Origin of the sequence: Phytohabitans houttuyneae (assembly GCF_011764425.1) — a bacterium.
Lineage (GTDB): Bacteria > Actinomycetota > Actinomycetes > Mycobacteriales > Micromonosporaceae > Phytohabitans > Phytohabitans houttuyneae.
Map to the genome: position 1 here is coordinate 995,211 of NZ_BLPF01000002.1, position 17,638 is coordinate 1,012,848.

Below are 17,638 nucleotides of genomic sequence, written 5' to 3' on the forward strand. Positions count from 1 at the left end.
GGCCGCGGCTTCTGGCGGACCAACGCCGCCGCGCCCCGCCGGCGACCAACTACCTGTACATGAACGTCGCCGACAGCTACGCCTACAACACCAGCGACATCGTGATGGTCAGTGTGGACTACTTCGACGCCGGCAACGGAAGCCTCTTCCTGCACTACGACTCGCCGGGCGCGACGATCCCCGAGATGTTCAAGGCGTCGCCGGCACTGTCCTATGGCGACAGCCAGACGTGGAAGACGCACGACTTCGTCCTCGACGACGCCATCCTGACCAACCGCAGCAACGGCTCGGACTTCCGGCTCACCCACGACGGCTCCCCGGTCGAGCTGACCATTGCCGCCGTACGGGTGACCGTCGTGCCGCGCCAGCTCGACCTCAAGGCCGGCCTGCGCGACCTCGTCGCCACGGCCGAGCTCGCGCACTACGCGGCCCGGGAAGGCACCCGCGACGGCCAGTACCCGCCCGGCTCGAAGGCGGCACTCGCGGCGGCGATCGCCCAGGCGCGGGGCGTGCTCGACAACGATTCCGCCACCGAAGCGCAGGTGGCTGCCGCGCTGCAGGCGCTGTACGACGCACATCGGACGTTCCTCGCCTCGGCCGTCGACACCGACCTGGCCCGGCCCGGCACGGTCACCGCGAGCAGCAGTGCCGCCGGTTCGAGCCCGGCCGCGGCCAACGACGGTGACGCCACCACCACCTGGACCAGCGCGGGCGGTGGCGCGGGGGAGTGGCTGCGGGCCGACCTCGGCCGGGCGCGGCCGGTCAATGACGTGCTGGTGCAGTGGGGCAACGCCTACTCACCCGACTACACCGTCGAGGTCTCCCGGGACGGCACCAGCTACACCACCGTCGGCCACTCCGGCGCGCCGGGTACCAAGTCGTCCCGCACCCGGTTTCCCACCACGACCGCGCGGTACGTCCGGCTGAACCTCACCGGGTACGCCGCCGGCCTCACCAGCTTCGACGTGGCCGGCTTCCAGGTCCGCCACCAGCGCACCGTCACGCCGGCGCCGAGGATCGTCAAGACGAAGTACCCGACGACCGGCGTCGTGGTCGCCGACTTCGACGCCACCGCCTACGGCGCCGACCCCACGGGCAGGAAGGACGCCACCTCGGCGATCCGCGCCGCGCTGTACGACTGCTACGACGCCGGCGGCGGGACGGTCTGGCTGCCGCCGGGCACCTACCGCGTCACCAGCACGGTCGAGGTGCCGGCCTTCTGCACGCTGCACGGCGACCGCCGCGACCCGGACCGCGGCCGAGGCTCCTACGGCACCGTGGTCAGCGCCGACCTGCCCGCCGGCGACGACGGGCCGGTGCTGTTCCGGATCGGCGGCAGCGCGGGTGTCGTCGGCCTCACCACCTACTACCCGCGGCAGAGCGCGACCGCGCCGGTGCCGTACAACTTCACGTTCGAGATCCCGGGCAGCTCCTGGGCCAGCGACGAAAACTACATGATGAGCACGGTCTCCGACGTCACGATGCTCAACTCGTACCGGGGCATCGGCCTGAGCACCATGCGGGACGAGCGGGGTCGCCCGCCCGGCAACGGCCAGGTCCACGAGTCGGCGACCGTCCGCAACGTCAAGGGCACGGCCCTGTTCGAGGGCGTCGAGGCGTACAACGGCGCCGACGTCGGCACGTGGGAGCACGTCACCTTCAGCAACGCCTACTGGGCGCAGGCCCCGGCGGCGTACCACCCGCCGCGGCGGGCGGCGCTGGACGCGTGGACCCGCGCGCACGGCACCGGCTTCGTCCTCGGCGACCTGGAGTGGGACCAGTTCGCCGACCTGTCCGTGGCCGACTACCGCGTCGGCATCCACGTGGTGAAGGGGCTGCGGGCCGAGTTCACCGGCATCTTCCAGCGGGTGCGGATCGCGCGGACCGACACCGCCCTGCGGGTCGACCAGTTCGACGCGCGGTGGGGGCTGGCGATGGCGGCGAGCGTCCTCGAAGGCAGCCAGGCCGCGGTGGTCAACAACGGCGGCGGCTACGTCAAGCTCACCGACACAAGGCTCACCGGGGCCGTCCAGGGAACCGTGTACCAGCTCGCCGGCACCGTACCCACCGAGGAGGACCCGCCCGCCACGGTCAAGCCAAGACGCGACGTCCTCTACAACGTCGGCGCCTTGGGCGGCAACGGTTACGTCCCCGCGCGGGACGCGACCGCCGGCATCCAGCGAGTGCTGGACCGCGCCGGACGCGACGGCGGCGGCGTGGTCTACCTCCCGGCCGGCTGGTACCGGCTGCAAGGGCGTCTCGTCGTGCCGGCCGGCGTCGAGCTGCGCGGCGCGTCCTCGGTGCCCAACCGCGACCAGGACGGGCGCAGCGGCGGCACCGTGCTGATGTCATACGCCGGGCGCGACACCGCCGACCCGGACACCGACCCGGCCGCCATCACGCTGCGCGGCACGGGCGCCGGGGTCAACGGCCTGCGCGTGTTCTACCCGGAGAACAACCCGGCGGCACCGGAGGGACTGGTGCCCTACCCGTTCACCATCCGCGGCCAGGGCAGTCACACGTACGCCGTCAACATCGGCCTGCCGAACGCGTGGAACGCCATCGACATGGCCACGCACCGCAACGACCACTTCCTGGTCCGCAAGATCAAGGGAACGTTCGTGCGGCACGGCGTGACCGTCGGCAGGAGCGACCGGGGCCGGGTCGAGGGCGTGCTCAGCAACGGCAACACGTTCGTGCGCACCGGTTTCTACGTACCCAACTGGGTGCTTGGTCGGGATCTGTTCCCGAAGGTCATCGACGGCTGGACGCGCGAGCACGCCGACCTCGTCACCGTGGACGGCGCGACCCGGCTGACCGTCGTGGACGTGTTCGGCTACGGCCTGCACAACGGGCTCGTCGTCAACTCCGGCGACGTCGAGGTCTTCAACCTCGGCACCGACAACCTCGGGACCGACGGCTACTCGGTGAAGGTGGCCGGCGGCGACGTCACCGTCGTCAACCTGATGCGCTACAACGGCACCACCAGCACCGGGCCAGCGACGCTGCACAACGTGATGGTGATCAACATCGTCGAGCACGGCGTCACCGCCGCGGCGGCTCCGGCCGGCGCGGGCACGGTACGACTGGCGGGCAACGAGACCCGGCCCGGCTTCTACGAGCCGGGCAGTCAGGTCACCGCCTCGGCCGAGGCCGCGCCCGGCTTCCGCTTTGTCAACTGGACCGCCGGCGGCACCGAGGTGTCCACGGCGCCGCAGTACACGTTCACGGTCGCCGGTGCGCAGGAGCTGACCGCCAACTTCGCACCGGTGGACGCGGCATGAGGAGGGTTGCGTGAAAGTTCTGGTCACCGGCGCCGCCGGAATGGTGGGCCAGGCGGTGGTCGCGCGGCTGCGCGCGGACGGGCACACCGTCCGCGCGCACGACCGGACCCCACCGCCCGGCCCGGCGGACGACATCGTCGCCGGCGACCTGCGAGACGCCTCCGGCCTCGACCGCCTGCTCGCCGGCATCGACGCGGTGGTGCACGCCGCCGCCATCCCCGCACCGGTGGACGACGAGGTGTTCGACAACAACGTCGGCGCCGCGTACCACCTGCTCGAAGCCGCGGGGACGCTCGGTGTGCGCCGGATCGTCTACGTCTCCAGCCTTTCCGCCCTCGGGTTCGCGTGGTCGCGGCGGGGCGCCGCACCGCTGCGGGTCCCGGTCGCCGAGGACCACCCGTACGTCGGCGACGACCCGTACGGACTGTCCAAACAGGTCGGTGAGCTCGTCACGGCGACGGTCAGCAACAGGTTCGGCATCCCGGCCGTCAGCCTGCGGTTTCCGTTCATCGGCACCGGCGAGCGGCTGCGTCACCATCTCGCGCACGTCCAGGCCGACCTCGGCGGCCAGCGGGGCAGCCTGTGGGGTTGGCTCGAAACGCACGACGCGGCGGACGCGGTCGCCGCCGCGCTGACCCGGCCGGTGGAGGGGCACGCCATCGTGCACGTCGCCGCGCCCGACACGGTCGCGCTGGTGCCGACTGCCGAGCTGCTGCGCCGGTACTACCCCGAGGCCGTCCTCACCGAACCGCTGGACGGGTTCGCGGTGCCGATCTCCACCCGGCTGAGCCGGGAGCTGCTCGACTTCGTACCGGCACACACCTGGCGGCCCACCGCGGCGCGGTGAGCCGCCAGGTGATCTCAGTACGCGGCGAGCACCGAACCGGCGTACTTGTCCTCGATGAACTTCTTGACCTCGGGGGAGTGCAGCAGCTTCTCCAGCTTGACCACCCGCGGGTCGTCCTGCTCGCCGGTTCGCACGACGAGCAGGTTGGCGTACGGGTTGTTCTCGCCCTTCTCCAGCGCCAGCGCGTCCTTGGCCGGGGTGAGGCCGGTCTCGATCGCGTAGTTGCCGTTGATGACCGACAGGGCGGTGTCGTCGAGGCTGCGGGGCAGCTGCGCGCTTTCCAGCGCCTCGAACTTCAGGTTCTTGGGGTTGCCGGTGATGTCCGCCTCGGTGGCCTTGACGCCGGCGCCGTCCTTGAGCGTGATGAGGCCGTTGGTGGCGAGGAGGTTGAGCGCGCGTCCGGAGTTCGACGGGTCGCTGGGGATCGCCACCACTCCACCGTCCGGCACCTCGGCGAGGCTCTTGACCTTCTTGGAGTACGCGCCGAGCGGCTCGATGTGCACTGGCAGGAGGGGCGTGAACTTGTAGCCCTTGCTGGCCACCTCCTCCTCCAGGTACGGCACGTGCTGGAAGTAGTTGGCGTCCAGCTGCTTGTCCTGCAGGGCGACGTTCGGCTGGATGTAGTCGTTGAACTCGACGATCTCCAGCTTGAGGCCCTCGGCGGCGGCGAGGTTGTCGGCCACGTACTTGAGGATCTCGCCGTGCGGCACCGGGCTGACGCCGACCTTGAGCGGTTGGTCAGCGGAGGCGGAGCCGCCGGAGCCGGAGTCGTCCGAGCCGCACGCGGCCAGGCCGAGGACGAGACCGGTGGCAGCGAGCAGGGTGGCGATGGTGCGACGCACGGGATTGCCTTTCTACTGATGGGACAGCCGCCGGGCGACAAGGTCGCCGAGCATCTGGGTGAGCTGGACGAAGACGACGAGCAGCAGGACGGTGGCGACCATCACCTCGTTCTCGAAGCGCTGGTAGCCGTAGCGGATGGCCAGGTCGCCGAGGCCGCCGCCACCCACCACGCCGGCCATCGCCGAGTAGCCCACGAGGGCGATCACGGTGATGGTGAGCCCGGCGACGAGGCCCGGCCGGGCTTCCCGCAGCAGCACCTTGCGGACGATCTCCGGCCGGGACGCGCCCATCGCCCGCGCGGCCGCGATGACGCCGCGGTCGACCTCGCGGATCGATGTCTCGACGATCCGGGCGTAGAAGGGGATCGCGCCGACGGTGAGCGGCACGATCGCCGCCGTGGTCCCGATCGTCGTGCCGACCACCGCCCGGGTGAACGGGATGATGGCGACCAGCAGGATGATGAAGGGCAGCGACCGTCCAATGTTGACGATCAGGCCGAGCACCGCGTTGACCGGGCGCGCGGCGAGCAGGCCGCCGCGGTCGGTGAGCACGAGCAGTACCCCGATGAGCAGCCCGCCCACCGCGGTCAGTGCGGTGGCGACGCCCACCATGTAGGCGCTTTCTTTGGTGGCCTCCCACAGCAACGGCCAGATGTCGGACCAGCTCACGCCGGCACCCGCACGGTGTGGCCGGTCTCGCGCAGGTGGCGCAGCGGCGCCTCGTTCGCCTCCGGCGAGCCGGGCAGCGCGATGCGGACCCGGCCCACGCGCTCGCCGGCGACCGTCTCCACCGCGCCGGCGAGGATGTGCACGTCGAGGTCGTAGGCGCGGGCCAGGTCGGAGATGAACGCGTCATCGCCGGTCACGGTCACGTCCACCACGGTGGCTCCGGGCAGGTCGGGCGGGGGACCGAGCCGGAAGACGCCGCGGGCCAGCTCGGAGTCGGGACGGGCGAGCAGCTCGGGCACGGTACCCACCTCGGTGATCCGCCCGTCGTGCATGACCGCCACCGAGTCGCAGATCCGCTTGACCACCTCCATCTCGTGGGTGATCAGCAGGATGGTCAGGCCGAGCCGCTGGTTGAGGTCGCGCAGCAGCTCCAGGATCGAGCCGGTGGTCTCCGGGTCCAGCGCGGACGTCGCCTCGTCGGACAGCAGCACGGAAGGCTCGCCGGCCAGCGCCCGCGCGATGCCGACCCGCTGCTTCTGGCCGCCGGAAAGCTGCGCCGGGTACGCGCCGGCCCGCGCGGCGAGGCCGACCAGCTCCAGCAGGTCGCGCACGCGGGCGGTCCGCTCGCGCCGCGGCACCCCATGACCTCCAGCGGGAACGCGACGTTGCCGGCCGCGGTGCGCGAGGAGAGCAGGGCGAAGTGCTGGTGGATCATGCCGATCCGCTGCCTGGCCTTGCGGAGCCGGTCTTCGCTGAGCGCGCCCAGGTCCACCCCGTCGACGGTGACCGTGCCGCTGTCCGGGCGCTCCAGCATGTTGACGCAGCGCAGCAGCGTGCTCTTGCCGGCGCCGCTGCGGCCGAGGACTCCGAAGATCTCCCCCTTGCGCACGGTCAGGTCGACGCCGTCCACCGCGACGACGTCACTGCCGCGGCCGCGGTACGTCTTGTGGAGGCCGTTGATGCGGATCACCGGGCTGACGTCCGTCCTGAGAAGTGGGATTCGATAGGGATGTTGACCCGGAACAACCCTGCTCGCGGCGCTGGCCTTTCATCAAGCCCGCGTGACCCAACCCACATATCCCACTCGTTAAGTATTATTAGCAGCGCGTTGCGCCGCCAGCCGTGCGGACCGCCCGTTTAGCTCGGCGCGGGCACGCCCAGGCGTTCGAGCAGCTGCCGGCGCAGGGCGCCGAAGCCCGGGGCGTCGGGCGCGCGTGGGTGGGGCAGCGGCACCGGTGCGTTGTGGACGACGCGCCCGCCGTCGAGGACGAGGGTGCGGTCGGCCAGCAGCAGCGCCTCGTCGACGTCGTGGGTGACCAGCAGGGCGGCGAAGCCGTGCTGGGCGCGGAGCCGGCCGAACAGGCCCTGCATCCGCAGGCGGGTGAGGGCGTCCAGCGCGCCGAACGGTTCGTCGAGCAGCAGCAGGTCCGGCTCGCGGACCAGCGCGCGGGCGACCGCGACGCGCTGGGACTGGCCGCCGGACAGCTCGGCCGGCCAGGCCCGCTCGCGGCCGGCGAGTCCGACCTCGGTGAGCGCCGCGGCGGTCCGCCCGCGCACGTCGGGGCCGGTGACGCCGAGGGCGACGTTGTCGGCGACCCGCTTCCAGGGCAGCAGGCGGTGCTCCTGGAAGACCACCGCGAGGCTGCCGTCGACCCGCCAGTGGCCGGTGGCGTCGGCGTCCAGGCCGGCCAGGATCCGCAGCAGCGTGGTCTTGCCGGAGCCGCTGCCGCCGAGCAGGGCAACCACTTCGCCGGCGGCAATGGTCAGGTCGACGCCGTCGAGCACGACCGTGTCGGCGAAGGCGCGCCGTACGCCGGTCGCGGTGACTACGTCGCCCGCAGGCCGCGTCGCCATGTCAGTGCCTTCCTCTCGGCGATCCGCAGGATCAGGTCGGACAGCAGTCCCAGCAGGGCGTAGATGAACAGGCCGACCACGACCACGTCGGTCTGGCTGAACTCGCGGGCCTCCATCATCAGAAAGCCGATGCCGCTCTGCGTGGCGACCGTCTCGCCGACCACCAGGCTCAGCCAGGCGGCGCCGATGGCGAGGCGCAGGCCGAGGAAGAGGGCCGGGAGCGCGCCGGGCAGGATCACGTGGCGGATCCGGGCCAGCGCCCCGAGCCCGCAGGTGCGTGCCGCTTCGACAAGCCGCTCGTCGATGTCGCGGATGCCGGCGTAGAGGTTGAAGTACATCGGGAAGAACACGCCCAGGCTCACCAGCGTGATCTTCAGTGACTCGCCGATGCCGACCCAGATGATCAGCAGCGGTACCAGCGCCAGGTGCGGGAGCATGCGCGCCATCTGCACCGGCGGGTCGACAAGGTCGTCGCCGACCCGCAGCAGGCCGGCCACCGAGCCGAGGACGAGGGCAAGGCCGGCGCCGATGGCAAGGCCTGCGCCGGCGCGGGTCAGCGAGTCGAGCAGGTGGATGGCGAGCGTGCCGTCCTCGGCCAGCCGCCAGCCCGTCCGCAGCACCTGGCTGGGTGGGGAGAGCTTCTCCTCGGGCAGCAGGCCGGTGCGCGAGGCGGTCTCCCAGAAGACGACCAGCACGACCGGCATGGTGAGCCGCCGCCACCGGCGCCGGGCGGGCCGGGGCGCCTTCGTACGCGCCTTCGGCACCGTGGCGACCGGCGGCGTGGCCAGCGCTGTCACGTGAACACCTCGGTGAACCGGGTGTCCACCCGTGCCTTGATGTCGATCGGCTCGGGAATCAGCTTCAGCGCGGCGAACCCGTCGGCGATGGCCTGAAGTTCGTCGCCGATCGCCGGCGTGACCGGGGCCAGCGGCTTGGCGCTGCGGGCCAGGGACCGCTTGGCCACGCCCTCGTCGATCTTCAGCTCGGGCGCGAGCACCCGGGCCCGCTCGTCCGGGTTGGCGATGCCCCACTCGGTGGTGGTGTCGAGCTTGGTGAGCAGGTCGCGCACCTGGTCCGCCTTCTTCTCCACGGCATCGGGCGCGGCCAGGATGTACTCGCGGTTGCTGGCCAGCCCGGTCGCGTCGGCGAGCACCTTCACGCCGGGCTGTTCGGCCAGCGCGAAGTACGGGTCCCAGATGATCCAGGCGTCGACCTGCCCGGAGTCGAAGGCGGGCCGTCCTTCGGCGGGCTTGAGGTACCTGACGGTGAGGTCCTGGAGCGTCATGTTGTTGGCCTCCAGCAGCTTGACCAGCAGCCAGTGCACGTTGGAGCCCTTGTTCAGCGCGACCGTCTTGCCCCTGAGGTCGGCGAAGGTCTTGAAGCCGCTGCTCTCCTTGACGAGCACGGCCTCACCCTCCGGCACCTCGTCCGAGGTCGCCACGATCTTGAACTGGATCTTGCCGGCGGCGGCGAAGATCGGTGGCGCCTCGCCGGTCTCGCCGATGTCGATCGACCCGGCCTTGAGCGCCTCGGTGAGGGCTGGTCCGCTCTCGAAGAGCGACCACGTCACGCCGGGCGCCTCGTTGCGGGCCTTGAGCAGGCTCAGGCTCCCGTAGCGCTGGTAGCCCACCCGCAGTGGGGAGGCTTCGCCTCCCGAGTCGCCTCCACCACATCCGGTGAGCATGGCGGCGGCGCCGATCACGACGGCGCCGAGCACGGCGAGTCGCCGGCGGGCACGGTTGTAGCCACGGTTCGCTGACCTGTTCATGGCCGCGTAGTCTACTGAACCGATGGGATTAGTGGGAAGTCCCATCGCCGGGCATCATTTTGATCGACCACTCAGGCGGCCGCGCGCACCGGCCGCCGCACCCCCGATCGCCGCGGTCGACCGCGAAGCCGCGAGCCGCGGGCCGGACCGCTAGGCGTCCCTTGTGGACCGACAGCGGACCGGTGTCCTCGGCCCGCCGGAGCGTATGAGCCACCGACGGCCGTCAGCGGTGCCGGTGCGACCGGATCGCCGCCAGCGTCAAGTGATTGCCCGTACGCGGCCGCCGCGCGGGCGAGCGACCTGGCCGGACTCCCGCCCGCCTACGTGCTCACCTGTGACCTGGACCCGCTACGCGACGAAGGCATCGCGTGCGCGGCTTCGACGTGCTCGACACCGCGCTGTCCCGGCAGGATCGCGAGTCGCAGACAGCTGCGCTGCGGCGGGCACTGGGCGGAGGATAGGCCCATGGGTACCGAATCGACCGACCTGACCGCCCGCGTGGCGGCGAGCTTCGACGGCGCCGGCGACGAACGGCTGCGCACGATCCTGGCCAGCCTGGTGCGCCACCTGCACGCGTTCGTCGGCGACGTGCGGCCGACCCTGGCCGAGTGGGAGGCCGCGATCGGCTTCCTGACCGCGACCGGGCAAGCGTGCACCGACACGCGCCAGGAGTACATCCTGCTCTCCGACGTGCTCGGCGTCTCCACGCTGGTCGAGTCGCTCAACGCCCGCGCGGGCGCCGCCGCGACGGAGTCGACGGTGCTCGGCCCGTTCCACGTCGTGGCGTCGCCGCCGCGCGCCAACGGCGACTCGATCGACCTTGTCGGCCGCGGCGAGCCCTGCCTTGTGGCCGGCACCGTCCGGGCAGAGGACGGCCAGCCATTGCCCGGCGCCACCGTGGACGTGTGGCAGTGCGACCAGGACGGCTTCTACGACGTGCAACGTCCCGACGCGCAGCCGCCCGGCAACGGCCGCGGCCTGTTCACCGCCGACGCGGCCGGCCGCTTCCACTTCCGCACCGTCGTGCCCAGCCACTACCCGATCCCCACCGACGGTCCGGTCGGCGAGCTGCTCCGGCTGACCGGCCGCCACCCCTACCGGCCGGCGCACATCCACTTCATCGCGGCGGCTGACGGGCACCATCCGGTCACCACGCACGTGTTCGTGGCCGGCGGGCCGTACCTGGACTCCGACGCGGTCTTCGCGGTCAAGCCGAGCCTGGTGCGCGAGTTCACTTTGGTCGACGACGAGGCGCGGGCGGCGGCCGCCGGCCTTGCCAACCCGTTCCGGCAGGTGGAGTTCGACATCGTCCTCGGTGGAGGGTGACAGTGCGCGGCTTCACGTACCAGCCGTCGCCGGTGCGCGTCGTCTTCGGCGAGGGCGCGGCCGGTGCCCTGCCCGACGAGCTGGGCCGGCTGCGACTGCACCGGCCGGTGATCATCTCCACGCCCGGGCAGGCGGCCACCGTTCGGGAGCTGACCGCGGCGCACACCCACCGCATCGCCGGCTACCTGCCGCAGGCCGTCGCGCACGTGCCCGCCGCCGTGGTCGAAGGCGCCCGCACCGCCGTGCGGGACCTGCGCGCCGACGGCCTCGTCGCCATCGGCGGCGGCTCCGCGATCGGGCTCGCCAAGGCGATCGCCCGGGCCGACGGGCTGCCGATCGTGGCGGTCCCGACCACCTACGCCGGCTCGGAGATGACCCCGATCTGGGGCCTGACCGAAGACGGGGTAAAAAAGACCGGCCGGGATCCGCGGGTACTGCCCCGCACCGCGATCTACGATCCCGACCTGACCCGCGCGCTACCGCCCGGTGTCGCCGGGCCGAGCGGGCTGAACGCGCTCGCCCACGCGGTCGAGGCGCTGTACGCCCCGGATCGCTCCCCGCCGGTCGACCTGCTCGCCGAGGAAGGCATCCGCGCCCTCGGCGAGGCGCTGCCGGCACTGGTCACGGCGCCGGACGCCGACCTGCGCGCGCGGGCGCTGTACGGGGCGTGGCTGTGCGGCACCTGCCTCGGCAGCACCGCGATGTCGCTGCACCACAAGCTCTGCCACGTGCTCGGCGGCGCCTTCGACCTGCCGCACGCCGGCCTGCACGCGGTGCTCCTGCCGTACGTGATGGCGTACAACGCCGGTCACGCCCCGGACGCCGACGCCACCGTCGCGCGGGCACTCCGGGCGGACTCCGGCGCAGCCGGCCTGCACCGGCTCGCGGTGGCCGTGGGCGCACCGCCCTCGCTGCGTGCGCTGGGCATGCGCGCCGCGGACCTTGAACACGCGGCCGGCCTCGCCACCCGCGACGCCTACGCCAACCCGCGCCCGGTCACCCGCGCCGGCGTACGCGACCTGCTGCAAGCCGCGTTCGATGGCGCATCACCGCGTCCCGGCGTACCGCCGTCGCTGGCGGTGTAGCGGCGCCGGTGGTTCGATCGGTGCGTGACCGTGGTGGCCGTGTGGCGGGTGCCGGGCTTGGCGCTGCCGGCCGTGGCGGCCGCGGCCACCGCGGCGTTGCTGGCGGTGTCGGTGGCCGGGCCGGGCGACGGTCCGATGGCCTGGCCGCTGGGCGTGCCGCTGCTGGCCGCCGCGCTCGTCGCCCTGTACTGGCGGCACACCCGGCCCACCGCGGTGCTCGCGCTCACGGTCGCCGCCGCGCTGGCGTACTACCTGGCGGGTTTCCCGCCCGGGCCGGAGGTCGTGCCGTTCGTCGTGGCGCTGTTCGCCGTCGCCGCGGCCGGCCGGCGGCTGCTCGCGGTCGCCGCGGTGGCTGCCGCGTGCCTCGTCGCGGGCTCCGCCGACGCGCTTCGCGGGGCCGCCGAAAGCTGGGGCGACCTGTTCGGCGTGGCCGGCACGCTCGCCGCGGTCGTCGCCGCCGGCGAGGCGCATCGGGTGCGGCGCGCGTTCCTGGAGCAGAGCCGGCAGCGGGCGGTCGAGGGGAGCGGTTGCGGATCGCGCGCGAGCTGCACGACGCGGTGAGCCATCATCTGGCCGTGATCAACCTGCAGGCCGAGGCGGCGATCGCCCGCCACCGGACGCGGCCGGAGGCCGCCCTGGCCGCGCTGTCCACGATCAGCGCCGCCAGCCGGGAGGCCCTCGGCGACATCCGCACCACGCTCGGCGCGCTTCGCGCCACTGAGCCGGCGGGGGTGGAGCCGCCGGTCTCGCTGGACAACCTGCCCCGGCTCGCCGAGCGGGTCCGCGCCACCGGAGTCGAGGTGGACCTTACGGCGCCGGGCCCGCCGGACCCGCTGCCCGCGGCCGTGGAACGCGCCGTCGTCCGCATCGCCCAGGAGGCGTTGACCAACGCCGCCCGGCACGCCAGGCCGCGGCGGCTGCGGCTGAGCATCGGGTACGAGCCGGAGCACGTGGTCCTCGAAGTGACGAACGACGGCGCCGGTGCGACGGCGGGGCGGCAGGGCAGCGGGATACCCGGCATGCGGCAGCGCGCCGAGGCGCTCGGCGGTGAGCTGCACGCCGAGCCGCTGGGTGACGGCCGCTTCCTGGTACGGGCACGGCTCCCACGGGGCGGCGCCCGGTGATCCGCGTGCTCGTCGCCGACGACCAGATGCTGGTCCGGGCCGGGCTGCGGATGATCCTCGACGAGCCGGACATCGCGCTGGTCGAGGAGGCCGGCACCGGTGAGGAGGCGGTGGCGCTGGCCCGCGCCCACCTGCCCGACGTGGTGCTGATGGACGTGCGCATGCCCGGCCTGGACGGGCTCGCCGCCACCCGCCGGATCGTCGCCGACCCCGCCCTGGACGCGGTGCGGGTCGTCGTGCTGACCACCTACGACCTCGACGCGTACGTGTACGAGGCGCTCCGTTCCGGTGCCAGCGGGTTCCTGCTCAAGGACGCCGGCCACGCCGAGATCCTGGCCGGCGTGCGGGCCGCGGCCGGTGGCGGCGCCCTGCTGTCGCCGGCCGTGACGAGGCGGCTCATCGACGAGTTCGCGGCCCGGCCGCCGCGGCAGGTCGACGGCACCGGGCTGGACCGGCTCACCGACCGGGAGCACCAGGTACTGCTGCTTGTCGCGGCCGGGCTCAACAACGACGAGGTGGGCCAGCGGCTCGGGATGAGCCCGGCCACGGCCAAGACGCACGTCACCCGCATCCAGGCCAAGCTCGGCGCGCGCGACCGGGTGCAGCTGGTGGTGCTCGCCTACGAGACGCGGCTCGTGCGGCCGGGATGGCTGGTCTGACCGCCTGAGGGGTCAGGGTCGGCGTACGCGGTTCGCGTACGCCGCGACCATCCGCGGGCACGAGGCCACGGCCCGGCGCGCCGGACACGATCGGCTCATGACCGACTATCCATCCCCGCTGGCCCGGGCCTGCCTCGCCGGCGGGCCGGCGCTGCTGGCCGCGTCGACGTTCTTCTGGAGCGACGGCCGTTACGGCCCGGCCGGTGGCACACTGCTCGTCCTCGCCATGCCACTGTGGACTTACGGGATCGTCGCCCTGCTCGACCGGATGCGCGCCGACCTGCCCCGGTACGCCGCCGTCGTGCTTCTGCTGACCCTCGTCGGCGCGATGGGCGGGGCCGCCTTCGGCTTCCAGGGCTTCTTCGAGTCCGTGTACGGCCTGGACGAGCAGACCTCGCTGGCCGCCCTCGACGCGCATCCGGTCACCGCGGGGATCCTGCTGTGGGGACTTGGCCCGATGTTTCCGGCAGCGCTTTTCGCACTCGGCGCCGGCCTGGTCCGTACCCGCCGGCTGCCGCGCCCGGTGGCCCTGCTGCTGTGCGCCGGCGCGCTGCTGTTTCCGGTCAGCCGCATTCCGCGCGTGGAATGGGTCGCCCACCTGGTCGACCTGGTGCTGCTGGTGCCGTTTCTCGTCGCCGCCGGTGAGGGGTGGACCCGGCCGAGGCTGTCGCGGCAACCCAGTCCGACTTCCTAGGTGATCGGAGCTGCTCGCTGCCGGCTGTGCTGGCCGTCGTGGCGCGCCTGGTCGCTGTCGCGGGTGACCTGCGCGACCCGCTCGGCGAGGGCGTTGTGGGTGTCGGGCAGGTGCTCGTGGGTCGCCGCGAGGAGCGGCACCAGCATGCCGGGATCGGCCGAGGCGAGAGCGTCGTGCAGGCGGTCGAGGCTCGGCTGGGCGTGGGGCCGAGGTCGGTCAGCGCGCTCACCTGCCCGGCCAGCTGGCGCAGGTCGGCGCCGTGGTCGCGGGCCCAGGCCGAAGCCGCGCGGTCACCGGCGCGGCGGTCCCGGACCGCCTGCACCCGCTGGTCCTGGGTGACGCCGGCATCGTCGGGATCGGTGCGTCGCAGCCGGAGGTACCGCTTTTCCGCCGCCTGGCGGCTGGCCACGCCGAGCGCCGGTGCGAGCTCGGCCCAGCTAAAGCCGCTGGCGCGGGCGACCTCGATCAGCTGAGGCTCCCACTCGTCCAGCAGGTCGCGCAGCTCACGGAGCACGGCCAGGGCCTGCAGGACCCCGTCATCCTTCGGGTCCGCCATCGCTACTCCTCCGTCATCGCCACGATGACAGGGGCTTGTCATCGTTACGACGACATGATAGAAGATGTGTGAGCGCATTGACCATCCGATAGTCAACGGATTGGGAGGTGGAGTGATGTTGATGCGCACTGACCCGTTCCACACGCTGGACCGGCTCACCCAACAGCTTCTCGGCAGCGGCCCGACAGGCACCTGGTCGCGGCCCACCGCAATGCCGATCGACGCATACCGCACCGGCGACGAGTTCCTCGTGGCATTCGACCTGCCCGGCGTCGCACCGGACGCGATCGAGATCGATATCGAGCGCAACGTGCTCACCGTCCGCGCCGAGCGGCGCCCGCCCGAGCTCGGCGAGGACGCGAAGCTGCAGCTGTCCGAGCGCCCGCTGGGCGTCTATGCCCGGCAGCTGTTGCTCAGCGACGGCCTAGACACCGACCACGTGCAGGCCAGCTACGACAACGGTGTCCTGCTACTGCGGATCCCCGTCGCGGAAAAGGCCAAGCCACGCAAGATCGCCGTGGCCGCGGCCGGCGATCGAAAGGCCATCCACGCCTGACGTTCCCGTTTCGGCCAGGCGACAGCGGTTCGCTGTCCCGGGCCATGCATGGTGCGAGGTGGTGGCGATGCCCACGACAGCGGAGAAGGCGCTCAACGACGCGTTCCTGGACCTCGTGTACGCGGACCAGGAAACGGTCGACGCGGAGTTCGACGAGCTGATCGCGACGTCCTGGGAACCGCCACCACCGGCACCACACCCCACACCGGCGGACCGGCCGCCACCCCGGCGTGCGGCACAGCCTGAAGACCAGCCGCCGCGGCTGCGCCACCGGCCGCGGCGCCGCAAACAGCCGGCTCGGCAACGCTCACCGCCCACCCCGCGCCGGTAGTCGCCGTTACGTGCTGCCCATGCCCCGACTCGCGATGGGGCGTGGGCAGCAGCATGTGCGCCACAGTGGCCCACTCCCGCGGTGGGAAAGTGGACCTTACCGCTGGGGCCGCGGGTACCTACCGTTTCCGCAGGACGCGAGCGACGGGGGCGCCACATGGGCCGCACGGTGTTGAGCATGAGCGTGTCGCTGGACGGCTTCGCGGCCGGACCTGACGTCACCGCCGAACAGCCGATGGGCAAAGGCGGCGAGCGGCTGCACGAGTGGCTGTTTCACGGCGGCGAGGTCGACGCGGCGCAGGCACGAGAACGCTACGCGACGACCGGCGCCGTGGTGATCGGAAAACGGACGTTCGACGTCGGCGTCGGCCTGTGGCAGGACGTGCCGTTTCCGGTGCCCTGCTTCGTGGTCACGCGCGAGCCGCGCGAGCCGTTGACGATGAACAGCGGCACCTTCACGTTCGTCAGCGATGGGCTCCACAGCACGGTGAGCCGGGCGCGCCAAGCCGCCGGCGACCGGAGCGTCCTCATCATGGGTGGGCCCACGACAGGTCAGCGGTTCGTCAAGGCCGGCTTGGTGGACGAGATCGTGGTGCAGCTCGTGCCGGTGCTCCTCGGGGCTGGCGTGCGCCTGTTCGACAACCTGGGCACCGACCACATCGAACTCGAACGGACCGCGGCGGTCGAGTCACCGAACGTCACGCATCTGACCTTTAGCGTCCTCACGTGACCGTCGGCTAGCGGGCGGCGGTGAGTGCGAGCTTGGCTATCTGCTCCTCGAACTCGCCCTGCTCGTGCGCGGCGATGAGCAGGCCGGCGAGGTCACGCAGCTTGGTGTTGCTGTTTTGCGAGGAGCGTCTCATGGCCTCGAACGCGTGCTCGCTGTCGATGTTGAACTGGCGCATCAGCATGCCTTGCGCCTGGCCGACCATCGAGCGGGTACGCAGCGCGGCCCGAAGCTGCTCGATGAGTCTGGTGCTGTCGTGGTAGACGGCGGCGTTGTCGAACATGACGCCGGCGTGCAGGGTCAGCAGGAGAACCACGTCGTAGGTGATGCCGGTGAACTGGCCGCCGGTGTGGGACAGCAGGGTGAGTACCGCGGTGTCCTCGCCCTCGGTGCTCAGCGGCAGCGCGATGCAGCTGTGGAAGCCGGCACCGGCCAGCTGCGCGCTGAAGCTGGGCCACCGCTGGTCGGTGGCGACGTCGTCGAGGCGGCGTGGCTCGTCGAAGGTGGCCGCCTCCACGATCGGCCCCGGCAGGATCGGATCGAAGCCCAGCGCGTCGATGCTCGTGGCCGACTGCAGGACGCCGTTGGAGCGGACGGTCAGGAGCGCGGCGTCGCAGCCGGGCACCGTGCGGACGATCCGGGCCACGAAACGGTCCAGGGTGGCGCCGAAGTCATCCCCCTCGACCAGGCGGGTAATCTCGGCCAGCTCCGCGGCCAGCGGCATCAACTCGTCGGTCATCGTCACAGTGTGATGTAGATGGCCTGCACAGGCCCGCCCGGGGCGGGGAGGCCGGCACTCGGGCGGATAGACTTCTGCTCGCTCACGGTTACACAGTCAGCCGTGCGCTTCTGACGAGTTCGCCCTGCAAGCACCGCTGGTGGGCGCAACCCATGGAGGCCACAGCATGACGGTGTCACGGCCCGCGCGCCAGGGCGACCGCCACAGGTCGGAACGTGCGTCGCTGGTGACTGGCAGTAGCCGACCACGCCCGGGTGTCCTGGTGATCACCGTTCGCGGCGAGCTCGACCTCTCCACCGAGCCGCTGCTTGAGGCCGCTGTCAGAGCCGCCACCACAGATCCGGCCACCACCGTGCTGGTGTGTGACCTGTCAGGGGTGACCTTCATGTCCTGTGGCACCCTGTCGATCCTCGTGCGAGCCCGCGGTGACCTGCGTGAACGGTCGGCCGGCCTGCGGGTGGTCGCGAAGCATCCCGGCGTGGTGCGCGTCTTCACGATCACCGGCATGGCCGAGGCGCTCGACCTGCGCCCAGACCTCGCCACGGCTTGCCAGCCGCCGTCGAGCTAGGCGCTTTGTG

At 72.1% G+C, this 17,638-nt stretch carries 21 protein-coding genes and 2 pseudogenes; 14 read left to right on the forward strand and 9 right to left on the reverse strand.

The annotated features are described in order from the left end of the window. Window positions 1–59 precede the first annotated feature (59 nt). Window positions 60–3,284 carry a discoidin domain-containing protein gene (locus Phou_RS27910; RefSeq protein ID WP_218579225.1) on the forward strand — a complete coding sequence of 1,075 codons (3,225 nt, stop codon included), beginning with the start codon at window positions 60–62 and terminating at the stop codon, window positions 3,282–3,284. Window positions 3,285–3,294: 10 nt separating this feature from the next. After that, window positions 3,295–4,131 carry an NAD-dependent epimerase/dehydratase family protein gene (locus Phou_RS27915; protein ID WP_173061008.1) on the forward strand — a complete coding sequence of 279 codons (837 nt, stop codon included), beginning with the start codon at window positions 3,295–3,297 and terminating at the stop codon, window positions 4,129–4,131. A 14-nt stretch (window positions 4,132–4,145) separates the two neighbouring features. Here Phou_RS27915 and Phou_RS27920 read toward each other — a convergent pair whose 3' ends face one another. The 7 genes and pseudogenes from Phou_RS27920 to Phou_RS27945 form a co-directional block, all read right to left on the reverse strand. After that, window positions 4,146–4,973 (reverse strand): MetQ/NlpA family ABC transporter substrate-binding protein, encoded by an 828-nt coding sequence (locus Phou_RS27920; RefSeq protein ID WP_173061011.1) that lies wholly within the window; start codon window positions 4,971–4,973, stop codon window positions 4,146–4,148. Window positions 4,974–4,985: 12 nt separating this feature from the next. Next, a complete protein-coding gene (locus tag Phou_RS27925) occupies window positions 4,986–5,642 on the reverse strand; it encodes a methionine ABC transporter permease (protein WP_173061014.1) in 657 nt (218 codons plus the stop codon). Continuing rightward, window positions 5,639–6,013 (reverse strand): NIL domain-containing protein, encoded by a 375-nt coding sequence (locus Phou_RS55680; protein ID WP_371872233.1) that lies wholly within the window; start codon window positions 6,011–6,013, stop codon window positions 5,639–5,641. Before Phou_RS55680 ends, Phou_RS27925 begins: the two co-directional genes overlap by 4 nt. A gap of 153 nt (window positions 6,014–6,166) precedes the next feature. Continuing rightward, window positions 6,167–6,612, reverse strand: a pseudogene (locus tag Phou_RS55685) (methionine ABC transporter ATP-binding protein); the annotation flags it as partial. Window positions 6,613–6,779: 167 nt separating this feature from the next. Then, window positions 6,780–7,496, reverse strand: a complete 717-nt coding sequence (locus tag Phou_RS27935) for an ABC transporter ATP-binding protein (RefSeq protein WP_173061017.1) — start codon at window positions 7,494–7,496, stop codon at window positions 6,780–6,782. Beyond that, window positions 7,469–8,293 carry an ABC transporter permease subunit gene (locus tag Phou_RS27940; RefSeq protein WP_246273903.1) on the reverse strand — a complete coding sequence of 275 codons (825 nt, stop codon included), beginning with the start codon at window positions 8,291–8,293 and terminating at the stop codon, window positions 7,469–7,471. The genes Phou_RS27935 and Phou_RS27940 overlap by 28 nt, the downstream gene beginning before the upstream one ends. After that, a complete protein-coding gene (locus Phou_RS27945) occupies window positions 8,290–9,264 on the reverse strand; it encodes an aliphatic sulfonate ABC transporter substrate-binding protein (protein WP_173061020.1) in 975 nt (324 codons plus the stop codon). The genes Phou_RS27940 and Phou_RS27945 overlap by 4 nt, the downstream gene beginning before the upstream one ends. A 261-nt stretch (window positions 9,265–9,525) precedes the next feature. Between Phou_RS27945 and Phou_RS55690 the strand changes: the two are divergent. From Phou_RS55690 to Phou_RS27980, 7 genes and pseudogenes are all read left to right on the forward strand, one after another. Continuing rightward, a pseudogene (locus Phou_RS55690) lies at window positions 9,526–9,630 on the forward strand (alpha/beta hydrolase fold domain-containing protein); the annotation flags it as partial. A gap of 99 nt (window positions 9,631–9,729) precedes the next feature. Beyond that, complete coding sequence (locus Phou_RS27955; protein ID WP_173061023.1) at window positions 9,730–10,590, forward strand: dioxygenase family protein; 861 nt, start codon at window positions 9,730–9,732, stop codon at window positions 10,588–10,590. Window positions 10,591–10,592: 2 nt separating this feature from the next. Further along, entirely contained in the window at window positions 10,593–11,675 is a 1,083-nt protein-coding gene (locus Phou_RS27960) for a maleylacetate reductase (protein ID WP_173061026.1), read from the forward strand. A 24-nt stretch (window positions 11,676–11,699) separates the two neighbouring features. After that, the gene (locus Phou_RS27965; RefSeq protein WP_173061029.1) at window positions 11,700–12,236 is read left to right on the forward strand and encodes a hypothetical protein; all 537 of its coding nucleotides are present in this window, start codon (window positions 11,700–11,702) and stop codon (window positions 12,234–12,236) included. Beyond that, window positions 12,203–12,799 (forward strand): sensor histidine kinase, encoded by a 597-nt coding sequence (locus Phou_RS27970; RefSeq protein ID WP_173061032.1) that lies wholly within the window; start codon window positions 12,203–12,205, stop codon window positions 12,797–12,799. The genes Phou_RS27965 and Phou_RS27970 overlap by 34 nt, the downstream gene beginning before the upstream one ends. Further along, window positions 12,796–13,458 (forward strand): response regulator transcription factor, encoded by a 663-nt coding sequence (locus tag Phou_RS27975; protein WP_173061035.1) that lies wholly within the window; start codon window positions 12,796–12,798, stop codon window positions 13,456–13,458. Before Phou_RS27970 ends, Phou_RS27975 begins: the two co-directional genes overlap by 4 nt. A gap of 97 nt (window positions 13,459–13,555) precedes the next feature. Then, on the forward strand, window positions 13,556–14,152 hold the full coding sequence (locus Phou_RS27980; RefSeq protein WP_173061038.1) for a hypothetical protein: 597 nt from the start codon (window positions 13,556–13,558) through the stop codon (window positions 14,150–14,152). Here the strand turns inward: Phou_RS27980 and Phou_RS27985 are convergent. Beyond that, complete coding sequence (locus Phou_RS27985; RefSeq protein ID WP_173061041.1) at window positions 14,149–14,298, reverse strand: hypothetical protein; 150 nt, start codon at window positions 14,296–14,298, stop codon at window positions 14,149–14,151. The genes Phou_RS27980 and Phou_RS27985 overlap by 4 nt on opposite strands. A 113-nt stretch (window positions 14,299–14,411) precedes the next feature. On the opposite strand from Phou_RS27985, the gene Phou_RS27990 reads away from it, so the two are divergent. The 4 genes from Phou_RS27990 to Phou_RS28005 all read left to right on the forward strand — a co-directional run bounded on the left by Phou_RS27990 (window position 14,412) and on the right by Phou_RS28005 (window position 16,324). Beyond that, window positions 14,412–14,780: a hypothetical protein gene (locus tag Phou_RS27990; protein WP_173061044.1), complete on the forward strand. Its 369-nt coding sequence runs from the start codon at window positions 14,412–14,414 to the stop codon at window positions 14,778–14,780. A gap of 43 nt (window positions 14,781–14,823) precedes the next feature. Next, on the forward strand, window positions 14,824–15,264 hold the full coding sequence (locus Phou_RS27995) for an Hsp20/alpha crystallin family protein (RefSeq protein ID WP_173061047.1): 441 nt from the start codon (window positions 14,824–14,826) through the stop codon (window positions 15,262–15,264). Window positions 15,265–15,331: 67 nt separating this feature from the next. Continuing rightward, window positions 15,332–15,595, forward strand: coding sequence for a hypothetical protein (locus Phou_RS28000; protein WP_173061050.1), 264 nt, complete (start codon window positions 15,332–15,334; stop codon window positions 15,593–15,595). A gap of 177 nt (window positions 15,596–15,772) precedes the next feature. Continuing rightward, window positions 15,773–16,324, forward strand: coding sequence for a dihydrofolate reductase family protein (locus Phou_RS28005; RefSeq protein ID WP_246273904.1), 552 nt, complete (start codon window positions 15,773–15,775; stop codon window positions 16,322–16,324). 7 nt (window positions 16,325–16,331) lie between these two features. Here the strand turns inward: Phou_RS28005 and Phou_RS28010 are convergent, their stop codons facing one another. Beyond that, entirely contained in the window at window positions 16,332–17,060 is a 729-nt protein-coding gene (locus tag Phou_RS28010) for a GAF and ANTAR domain-containing protein (RefSeq protein ID WP_173061056.1), read from the reverse strand. Between the two features lie 166 nt (window positions 17,061–17,226). Between Phou_RS28010 and Phou_RS28015 the strand changes: the two genes are divergently transcribed. After that, window positions 17,227–17,628: an STAS domain-containing protein gene (locus tag Phou_RS28015; protein WP_281365090.1), complete on the forward strand. Its 402-nt coding sequence runs from the start codon at window positions 17,227–17,229 to the stop codon at window positions 17,626–17,628. Window positions 17,629–17,638 lie beyond the last annotated feature (10 nt).